Origin of the sequence: Exiguobacterium sp. s26 (genome assembly GCF_018618235.1) — a bacterium.
Lineage (GTDB): Bacteria > Bacillota > Bacilli > Exiguobacteriales > Exiguobacteriaceae > Exiguobacterium > Exiguobacterium chiriqhucha.
In genome coordinates this window covers 86949-95920 of the sequence record NZ_JACSLS010000009.1, presented here as the reverse complement: position 1 = coordinate 95920, position 8972 = coordinate 86949, and the positions used below count along the sequence as shown (strand labels likewise).

Genomic DNA, 8972 nt, shown 5'->3' with positions numbered 1-8972 from the left:
AGGTAGATAGGTCATGGGTGGAAGCACGGCGACGTGTGGAGCTGAATGATACTAATCGGTCGAGGCTTTGATCTAGTCTAATGGTTTGTATGAATTGATGAGTCTTCAGTTTTGAGAGAACGATCTCTCTATGTCTGGTGGCGATGGCGAAGCGGTCACACCCGTTCCCATGCCGAACACGGAAGTTAAGCACTTCAGCGCCGAAAGTAGTTGGGGGTCTCCCCCTGTGAGGATAGGACGTCGCCAGGCAAACGGTGGTTCTGGAGCATTCGCTCAAGGGCCGCCGCTTTTTTTATTTATATCGTGATTCAAATGAAAGAGAGGAAGAACAGATGGCCAAAAAAATCAAAGTATACGTCGAGCCAAACGAGACAATCGATGACTGTTTAAATCGAATTGCTCAAATGGGGTATCGCCCGGTACGTAGGATTGAAAAGCCTGTCTTTGAACAAACGGGAACCAAAGACGAACCTGTACATTCCCATCAATCGATTTTGTTTGAGTGCGTTGCTCTCGAATCATAATGCCAAACCGTCACGAATGCGTGGCGGTTTTTTTGTATTTTAACACCACTAAAGACGAACGATAAATATTCAGACAATTAAATTGTTCGCAGTTTGTTGACATGTTTTGAAAGAACAAGGTACGATAGGCGTGTGAGTTAATAACAAATTAAATAGTGCTCCATATAATCGCGAGGAAATGGCTCGCAAGTTTCTACCTGATCGCCGATTCTGATCAGACTATGGGGTATAGTCGACATTTTTTTGTCGTGGCCTATACCCTAAACTGGTTATTCGGTTTAGGGATTTCTTTATTTAAGGGGGACATTTGAATGAAGGCAACAGTAGGTGTGATCATGGGTAGCTCGTCTGATTGGGAAACGATGCGCCATGCTTGTGACATCCTAGAAGAATTGAGTATTCCATATGAAAAACAAGTTGTCTCGGCACATCGGACGCCGGACTTAATGTTTGAATATGCTGAAGAGGCCCGTGCGAGAGGCATACAAGTCATCATTGCAGGCGCAGGAGGAGCAGCCCATTTACCGGGAATGGTCGCAGCGAAAACAACGCTTCCTGTCATCGGAGTGCCTGTTCAATCTAAAGCGTTAAATGGACTTGATTCCTTGCTCTCGATTGTTCAAATGCCTGCAGGAGTACCAGTGGCAACGGTCGCTATCGGACGTGCCGGGGCGACGAACGCGGCCCTACTCGCCGTTCAAATCCTCAGCCTGCAATTCCCCGCACTGGTTGAACGCCTAGATACATATCGCCAAGCGAAGCGCGATATGGCACTTCAAGCGACGGAGGAACTAATCTAATGAGAATCGGCATTTTAGGTGGAGGTCAGTTAGGTCGCATGATGTCTCTCAGTGCGAGTGCTATGGGGTACGAAACGCTAAGCCTCGATCCAAACGCAAACGCGCCCGCCGCTCAGGTTGCACCAAGCATCGTCGCCGCATTTGACGACGTAACGGCAGCACGTGAACTTGCACATCGTTCAGACGTCATCACCTATGAATTTGAGAACATTGATACAGCGATGATTGAGGCCATTGCTGACAAATGTCCTCAAGGGATGGATGTCTTGAAGGCGACACAGCATCGAATCTTTGAAAAACAAATGATTGAAGGGGCAGGTCTTCAAGTCGCACCGTACGTTCCAGTCCGTTCCGTCCGTGATGTCATTCGAGCAAGAGACGTGTTAGGTTTTCCGTTTGTGATTAAGACGTGCCGTTTTGGTTATGACGGTAAAGGTCAAACGGTAATACGTTCAGAACAAGACGTACGCTCGTTCACAGATCAGTTCGAAGAGACGGAATATGTGGCCGAAGCTTGGCTTCCTTTTAAAAAAGAAATCTCTGTTATCGTGACGAGAGGGACGCACGAGACGACGACGTTCCCCATCAGCGAGAACATTCATCGAAACAATATTTTATATCTTTCGATTGTACCGGCACGAGTGGAGCCTGATATTTTAGAGGAGGCGCGTCATTTGGCCCTCCAACTCGCTGACCACATCGGACTGATTGGTACGCTTGCGGTTGAGTTGTTCATTATGGAAGACGGTTCATTGTACGTGAATGAACTTGCGCCACGCCCTCACAACTCAGGGCATTACACGATTGATGCCTGTGAGACATCACAGTTCGAGCAACACATTCGGGCAATCACCGGGATGAAGCTTGGGCGAACGACGCTTTACACACCAATCGTCATGGTCAACCTGTTAGGCGAACATATGGACGAGCTGAACCCGCAAACGTTACCGTCGAATGTTAAACTACATTTGTATGGGAAAGAAGAAGCGAAGCAGGGGCGGAAAATGGGGCATTTGAACGTGATTGCCGCTTCCGTCGAAGAAGCGCTTCAGACCATCGAACAATTGGCAATTTGGAAGGAGACCGTTTTATGATTTCACGTTATACCCGTCCTGAGATGGCGGCGATTTGGACAGACCAGAATAAATTTGAGGCATGGCTCCAAGTAGAGCTGTACGCCTGCGAGGCGTGGAGCGAACTTGGTATCATCCCGAAGGAAGATGTCGCCGTCTTATGGGACAAGGCATCGTTTGATGTCGAACGCATCCTTGAAATCGAGCAAGAGACACGTCATGACGTCATCGCATTCACCCGTGCCGTCTCAGAGACACTCGGTGAAGAGAAGAAGTGGGTGCATTACGGACTGACTTCGACAGACGTCGTCGATACGGCCTTATCGTACTTGATTAAGCAAGCGAACGATATTTTAGAAGCTGACATCGACCGTTTCATCGACATCCTCGCTGAAAAAGCTAGAGCACATAAGTATGACATCATGATGGGCCGTACACACGGTGTCCACGCAGAACCGACGACGTTCGGATTGAAGCTCGCCCTTTGGTACGAAGAGATGAAGCGCAACAAGAAACGGTTCATGGCAGCCCGTGAGACGATTGAATTCGGCAAGATGAGTGGTGCGGTCGGCACGTTCGCAAACATCGATCCGTTCATCGAATCGTATGTGTGTGACAAATTAGGGATTCAAGCAGCACCGATTTCGACGCAGACGTTACAACGTGACCGACACGCCGAATACATGTCCACGCTCGCATTGATTGCCACATCGATTGAGAAGATGGCGACAGAGATTCGCGGCCTCCAAAAGACAGAGACACGTGAGGTCGAAGAATTCTTCGCCAAAGGACAAAAAGGATCGTCAGCAATGCCGCATAAACGTAACCCGATCGGTTCAGAGAACATGACCGGCCTGGCCCGTGTCATTCGCGGTCATATGGTGACGGCGTATGAGAACGTCCCACTCTGGCATGAACGTGACATCTCACACTCATCAGCAGAACGGATCATTCTTCCGGATGCGACGAGTCTCCTCAACTACATGTTGAACCGCTTTGGCAATATCGTGAAGAACTTGACGGTCTTCCCGGATAATATGCGCCGGAACATGGACCGGACGTTTGGCATTATCTTCTCCCAACGCATCTTGCTCGCGTTGATTGAAAAAGGATGGTCGCGCGAAGCCGCTTATGATGCCGTTCAACCGAAGGCGATGCAGGCGTGGGAAGAAGAGACGATGTTCCGCACCTTGATTGAACAAGACGCCGAGATGGGCGCACTCTTCACGAGTGACGAGCTCGACGACCTATTCGACCCGAGCCATCACGTGCGCCGTGTCGATGTTATTTTTGAACGCTGTGGTTTGTGATCGTTGAGGGGCTTCATGCCCCTCTCACTTTTAAGGGGGACGATACAGATGGAAGCAATCTACGAAGGTAAAGCGAAAGCGTTATTTGAGACTGAAGAACAGGGTGTGCTCCGCGTTTATTATAAAGACGACGCGACAGCATTTAACGGGGAGAAGAAAGAATCAATCGCCGGCAAAGGCGTGTTGAACAATGCCATCACGACGCGCTTGTTCGAACTCATGCACGATAACAAGATTCCGACGCATTTCATTAAGCGACTATCGGATCGCGAGCAGCTCGTGCGCCGTGTCGATATCATTCCGCTCGAGGTCGTCGTTCGCAACGTCGCCGCCGGAAGCCTTGCCAAACGACTCGGTTGGGAAGAAGGGACACCGCTCCTGTCACCGATTGTCGAGTTTTACTATAAAGATGACGCACTCGGAGATCCACTCTTAACGGAGGATCATATCCGTTTACTGCAAGTTGCCACACACAAAGAAGTCGAAACATTGCGACAACTTGGTCTGTGGGTCAACGATGTGTTGCTCGATTTCTTCAATGAACATGGCATCGATTTAATCGATTTCAAACTTGAGTTCGGTAAAGTCGATGGCACGATCATCCTTGCCGATGAAATCTCACCAGACACGTGCCGGCTTTGGGACAAAGAGACGAAACAAAAGCTCGATAAAGACGTTTTCCGCAGAGACCTTGGATCTCTGACAGACACATACAGCCAACTGTTAACACGCATAGGGGGAATGGACCGATGAAAAAAGTAAACGTGTACGTGACATTACGTGAAAGTGTACTGGATCCACAAGGCGTCGCCGTAAAAGGTGGGCTCGAACATCTCGGTTTTACAGGGGTAGAGTCGGTACGCATCGGGAAAGTCATCGAGCTTCAAGTGGCAGATGAGACGACCGAAGCGATGGTGCGTGACATGTGTGAGAAGTTGCTCGTCAACACGGTTATCGAGAACTATCGAATCGAGATGGGGGTACTCGCATGAAATTCGCTGTCATCGTCTTCCCCGGATCGAACTGTGACCTCGACATGTATCATGCCGTAAAAGATGTCCTCGGCGAAGAAGCGGACTATGTGTTCCATACGGAAACGTCGCTTGATGGGTACGATGGTGTGCTCCTACCAGGCGGTTTCTCATACGGGGACTACTTGCGCTGTGGTGCCATCGCCCAGTTCTCACCGATTATGAACGAAGTGAAACGATTCGCCGAAGAAGGGCGTCCAGTGCTCGGCGTCTGTAACGGATTCCAAGTGCTCGTCGAAGCGGGACTCCTACCGGGCGTATTGATGCGCAACCGTGATTTGAAGTTCATGTGCAAGACAGTCGAATTGAAAGTCGAAACGAACGAGACGATGTTCACGAACGATTATGAGCTCGGGGAGACGATTCAAGTCCCAATCGCGCACGGGGAAGGCAACTACTACTGTGACGAGGCGACACTCGAGACGCTCCGTGCGAACGGGCAAATCGCCTTCACGTATACCGACAATCCGAATGGATCGGTCGCGAATATCGCAGGAATCACGAACGTACAAGGTAACGTACTCGGAATGATGCCACACCCGGAACGAGCGGTCGAAGCACTCTTAGGCGGGGAAGATGGCAAACGATTATTCACTTCGATGGTGAAATGGGGGACTCGACATGCTACTTACAACTGAACCGACAGCAACACACATCCGTGAAGAGCGACTTTACGCCACGATGGGCTTGACCGATGAGGAATACGCGCTCGTCGTCTCACTGCTCGGTCGTGAGCCGAATTACACCGAGATCGGGTTATTCTCGGTCATGTGGTCTGAACACTGTTCGTACAAAAACTCGAAGCCTGTCCTCCGGAAATTCCCGACCACTGGGAAACACGTCCTTCAAGGCCCCGGGGAAGGTGCCGGCATCGTCGACATCGGCGATGGCCAGGCCGTCGCATTCAAAATCGAGAGCCATAACCATCCGTCGGCGATTGAGCCGTACCAAGGTGCGGCCACAGGGGTTGGCGGGATTATCCGCGACATCTTCTCGATGGGCGCGCGACCGGTCGCACTCCTCAACTCGCTCCGCTTCGGAGATTTGAACGAATCACGTGTGAAACATCTCTTCGGCCACGTCGTCTCTGGCATCGCCGGTTACGGCAATTGTGTCGGCATCCCGACGGTCGGTGGAGAAGTCGCATTCGACCCGGCCTATGCCGGCAACCCGCTCGTCAACGCGATGTGCGTCGGACTCATTCGCCATGAAGACATTCAGAAAGGGATTGCCGAAGGCGTCGGCAACTCGGTCATGTACGTCGGTGCGACGACAGGACGCGACGGCATTCACGGGGCGACGTTCGCCTCGGAAGAACTCGGTGAGGATGCGGACGAGAAACGTCCGGCCGTCCAAGTCGGTGACCCGTTCATGGAAAAACTGTTGATTGAAGCGTGTTTGGAAGTCATCAAGCATCCGGCCCTCGTCGGTATCCAAGACATGGGGGCGGCCGGTCTCACGTCGTCTTCAGCCGAGATGGCATCGAAGGCAGGCATGGGCATCGAGATGAACCTCGACCTCGTCCCGCAACGTGAGGCCGACATGACGCCTTACGAGATGATGTTGTCCGAATCGCAAGAGCGGATGCTTCTCGTCGTCAAGGCAGGGCATGAAGATGAAATCGAAGCAATCGTCACGAAGTGGGGACTTCATGCGATCAAAGTCGGTGTCGTCATCGAAGAAAAAGTGCTCCGTCTTCTCCATCAAGGGGAAGTCGCAGCCGAAGTACCGGTCGACGCGCTCGCAGAAGACGCACCGGTCTACCATAAGCCGTCGAAAGTACCGGCATATTATGAGACGTTCCAAGCGATGGCACCGGTCCAACCGGTCGTCACGGACGTACTCACGACATGGAAAGACGTGCTTGCCATGCCGACGATTGCCTCGAAACGTTGGGTGTATGAGCAATACGACCATATGGTCCAAACATCAACCGTCGTCGCGCCAGGAAGTGATGCGGCCGTTATCCGGATTCGCGACACAGACAAAGCGCTCGCGATGACGACGGACTGCAACGCCAAATACGTGTACCTCGACCCGCGTGTCGGTGGTGCCATCGCGGTCGCAGAGGCAGCGCGCAACATCGTCGCCAGCGGCGCCACACCGCTCGCCCTCACGGACTGCTTGAACTTCGGTAGCCCGGACAAGCCAGAAGGGTTCTGGCAGCTCGATCAAGCTGTCGAAGGGATGGCCGAAGCGTGCCGTGCCCTCGACACACCGGTCATCGGCGGGAACGTTTCGCTTTACAATGAGTCGAACGGGACGGCGATTTATCCGACGCCGGTCGTCGGCATGGTCGGCTTGATCGACAAGCCAGAACATATCACGACGTCGTTCGCGAAAGAATCAGGCGACATCATCTTCCTGCTCGGAGAGACGAAACCTGAGTTCGGCGGTAGTGCGCTCCAAATGCTTCAAGACGGTCAAGTGAGCGGACAGGCGCCGACGCTTGACCTGGAGACGGAGAGCCGTCAGCAACAAGCGCTCCTCGCAGCAATCCGGGAAGCACTTGTCACGGCGGCCCACGACGTATCGGAAGGTGGACTCGCCGCAGCACTCCCTGAACTCGTGTTCGGCACGGGCTTCGGCGCAGACGTCACAGTCGACACAGATCTCGTGACGACACTTTTCAGCGAATCACAGTCACGGTTCCTCGTCACAGTCGCGCCACATCAAGCCGATGCGTTCGCGAAGTTGACGAAGGCGACACGCATCGGACAGGTGACAGACACGCCACAATTGACGGTGCGTGCGAGCGACCGCCTAATCGAAATGGACGTCACGGAACTTGAACGGGTATGGGAAGGAGCTATTCCATGTTATATGACATCCGAGGCATGAACGAGGAGTGCGGGGTATTCGGGGTATTTAATCACCACGAAGCGTCACACCTCGCCTACTACGGCCTCCACAGCCTGCAACACCGGGGACAAGAAGGGACAGGCATCGTCACGGCTGACGGGGAGCGCTTGCACGCCAAACGCGGGCTCGGACTCGTCGCTGAAGTGTTCGACGAACCGTCGCTCGATGCATTGACCGGGCACCACGCCATCGGTCATGTCCGTTATTCGACGGCAGGCGGCAACACGCTCGAGAACGTCCAACCGCTCCACTTCAAGTCGCTCACGGGCGATTTGGCGATGGCGCACAACGGGAATCTCGTCAACGCCAACGAGTTGAAACATATGCTCGAAGCGGAAGGTGCGATTTTTCAGACGACATCGGACACGGAAGTCGTCGCCCACTTGATTAAGCGGAGCCGAGGCAACTCGATGAAAGAACGAATCGCGGATAGCTTGGCTCGTCTCGTCGGAGCGTTCGCCTTCCTCTTCTTGACGGAAGACGCGCTCTACGTCGGCGTCGATGTTCACGGATTACGTCCGCTCTCGCTCGGCCAGACCGAGGACGGAGCCTACGTATTCGCCTCAGAGACATGTGCGTTCGACGTCGTGGGGGCGACGTACGTACGTGATGTCGAGCCAGGGGAACTCCTTATGATCACGCAAGACGGGATTGTATCGGAGCGGTACAGCGAGGCCTCGGTCCGCGCGATGTGTTCAATGGAATACATCTACTTCTCGCGGCCGGACTCGATCATCGATGGCGTCAACGTGCACACGGCCCGTAAGGCGATGGGGAAAAAGATGTTCGACGAGGCACCGGTCGAAGCGGACGTCGTCACCGGCGTCCCTGATTCGAGTATTTCAGCAGCCATCGGCTACGCCGAGGCGAGCGGGATTCCGTACGAGATGGGACTCATCAAAAACCGATACGTCGGCCGGACGTTCATTCAACCGTCGCAAGAGTTACGGGAGCGCGGCGTCAAGATGAAACTGTCGGCGTTGCGAGGTGTCGTGAGCGGTAAGCGGGTCATCATGGTCGACGACTCAATCGTTCGCGGGACGACGAGCCGACGCATCGTCAAACTGCTCCGTGAAGCCGGGGCGACCGAAGTGCATGTGCGCATCACGTCACCACCGATCAAGCATCCGTGCTATTACGGCATCGATACATCATCAAAGGAAGAGTTGATTGCGGCCACCAAATCCATCGAAGAGATTAAAGAAGAGATTGGGGCCGATTCACTGGCGTTCCTCACATTGGATGGGACGGTCGAAGCAATCGACCGGCCGTTCGAAGGGAACTTGCGCGGGCAGTGCGCCGCTTGCTTCACCGGACTTTATCCAACTGAACTGGCGGAACTTGTAACAGAGACAAAAGCTTGAGGGGGACT

9 protein-coding genes, 1 rRNA gene and 1 riboswitch are annotated in these 8972 nt (G+C 53.2%); all 10 genes read left to right on the top strand.

Annotated elements, in window-relative coordinates; translation table 11 throughout:
• The first annotated feature begins 133 nt into the window (after positions 1-133).
• The 10 genes from rrf (at position 134) to purF (ending at position 8964) form a co-directional block, all read left to right on the top strand.
• Positions 134-249, top strand: a 5S ribosomal RNA gene (gene rrf / locus KNP82_RS12845).
• 83 nt (positions 250-332) lie between these two features.
• Positions 333-524: an NETI motif-containing protein gene (locus KNP82_RS12840; RefSeq protein WP_021065189.1), complete on the top strand. Its 192-nt coding sequence runs from the start codon at positions 333-335 to the stop codon at positions 522-524.
• Positions 525-664: 140 nt separating this feature from the next.
• Positions 665-766: riboswitch (purine riboswitch) on the top strand.
• 69 nt (positions 767-835) lie between these two features.
• On the top strand, positions 836-1324 hold the full coding sequence (purE, locus tag KNP82_RS12835) for a 5-(carboxyamino)imidazole ribonucleotide mutase (protein ID WP_021065190.1): 489 nt from the start codon (positions 836-838) through the stop codon (positions 1322-1324).
• Entirely contained in the window at positions 1324-2418 is a 1095-nt protein-coding gene (purK, locus tag KNP82_RS12830; RefSeq protein ID WP_214802971.1) for a 5-(carboxyamino)imidazole ribonucleotide synthase, read from the top strand. The genes purE and purK overlap by 1 nt, the downstream gene beginning before the upstream one ends.
• Positions 2415-3707: an adenylosuccinate lyase gene (gene purB / locus KNP82_RS12825; RefSeq protein WP_021065192.1), complete on the top strand. Its 1293-nt coding sequence runs from the start codon at positions 2415-2417 to the stop codon at positions 3705-3707. Before purK ends, purB begins: the two co-directional genes overlap by 4 nt.
• 48 nt (positions 3708-3755) lie before the next feature.
• On the top strand, positions 3756-4460 hold the full coding sequence (purC, locus tag KNP82_RS12820) for a phosphoribosylaminoimidazolesuccinocarboxamide synthase (protein WP_021065193.1): 705 nt from the start codon (positions 3756-3758) through the stop codon (positions 4458-4460).
• Complete coding sequence (gene purS, locus KNP82_RS12815; protein WP_021065194.1) at positions 4457-4699, top strand: phosphoribosylformylglycinamidine synthase subunit PurS; 243 nt, start codon at positions 4457-4459, stop codon at positions 4697-4699. The genes purC and purS overlap by 4 nt, the downstream gene beginning before the upstream one ends.
• Positions 4696-5376 carry a phosphoribosylformylglycinamidine synthase subunit PurQ gene (gene purQ, locus KNP82_RS12810; RefSeq protein WP_029596116.1) on the top strand — a complete coding sequence of 227 codons (681 nt, stop codon included), beginning with the start codon at positions 4696-4698 and terminating at the stop codon, positions 5374-5376. The genes purS and purQ overlap by 4 nt, the downstream gene beginning before the upstream one ends.
• A complete protein-coding gene (gene purL / locus KNP82_RS12805; protein ID WP_029596115.1) occupies positions 5360-7579 on the top strand; it encodes a phosphoribosylformylglycinamidine synthase subunit PurL in 2220 nt (739 codons plus the stop codon). The genes purQ and purL overlap by 17 nt, the downstream gene beginning before the upstream one ends.
• Positions 7555-8964: an amidophosphoribosyltransferase gene (gene purF / locus KNP82_RS12800; RefSeq protein ID WP_021065197.1), complete on the top strand. Its 1410-nt coding sequence runs from the start codon at positions 7555-7557 to the stop codon at positions 8962-8964. Before purL ends, purF begins: the two co-directional genes overlap by 25 nt.
• Positions 8965-8972 lie beyond the last annotated feature (8 nt).

Coding starts and splice junctions, on each gene's coding strand:
- purC (WP_021065193.1), top strand. CDS start 3,756: ATGGAAGCAATCTACGAAGGTAAAGCGAAAGCGTTATTTGAGACTGAA.
- purL (WP_029596115.1), top strand. CDS start 5,360: ATGCTACTTACAACTGAACCGACAGCAACACACATCCGTGAAGAGCGA.
- purE (WP_021065190.1), top strand. CDS start 836: ATGAAGGCAACAGTAGGTGTGATCATGGGTAGCTCGTCTGATTGGGAA.
- purQ (WP_029596116.1), top strand. CDS start 4,696: ATGAAATTCGCTGTCATCGTCTTCCCCGGATCGAACTGTGACCTCGAC.
- purF (WP_021065197.1), top strand. CDS start 7,555: ATGTTATATGACATCCGAGGCATGAACGAGGAGTGCGGGGTATTCGGG.
- KNP82_RS12840 (WP_021065189.1), top strand. CDS start 333: ATGGCCAAAAAAATCAAAGTATACGTCGAGCCAAACGAGACAATCGAT.
- purS (WP_021065194.1), top strand. CDS start 4,457: ATGAAAAAAGTAAACGTGTACGTGACATTACGTGAAAGTGTACTGGAT.
- purB (WP_021065192.1), top strand. CDS start 2,415: ATGATTTCACGTTATACCCGTCCTGAGATGGCGGCGATTTGGACAGAC.
- purK (WP_214802971.1), top strand. CDS start 1,324: ATGAGAATCGGCATTTTAGGTGGAGGTCAGTTAGGTCGCATGATGTCT.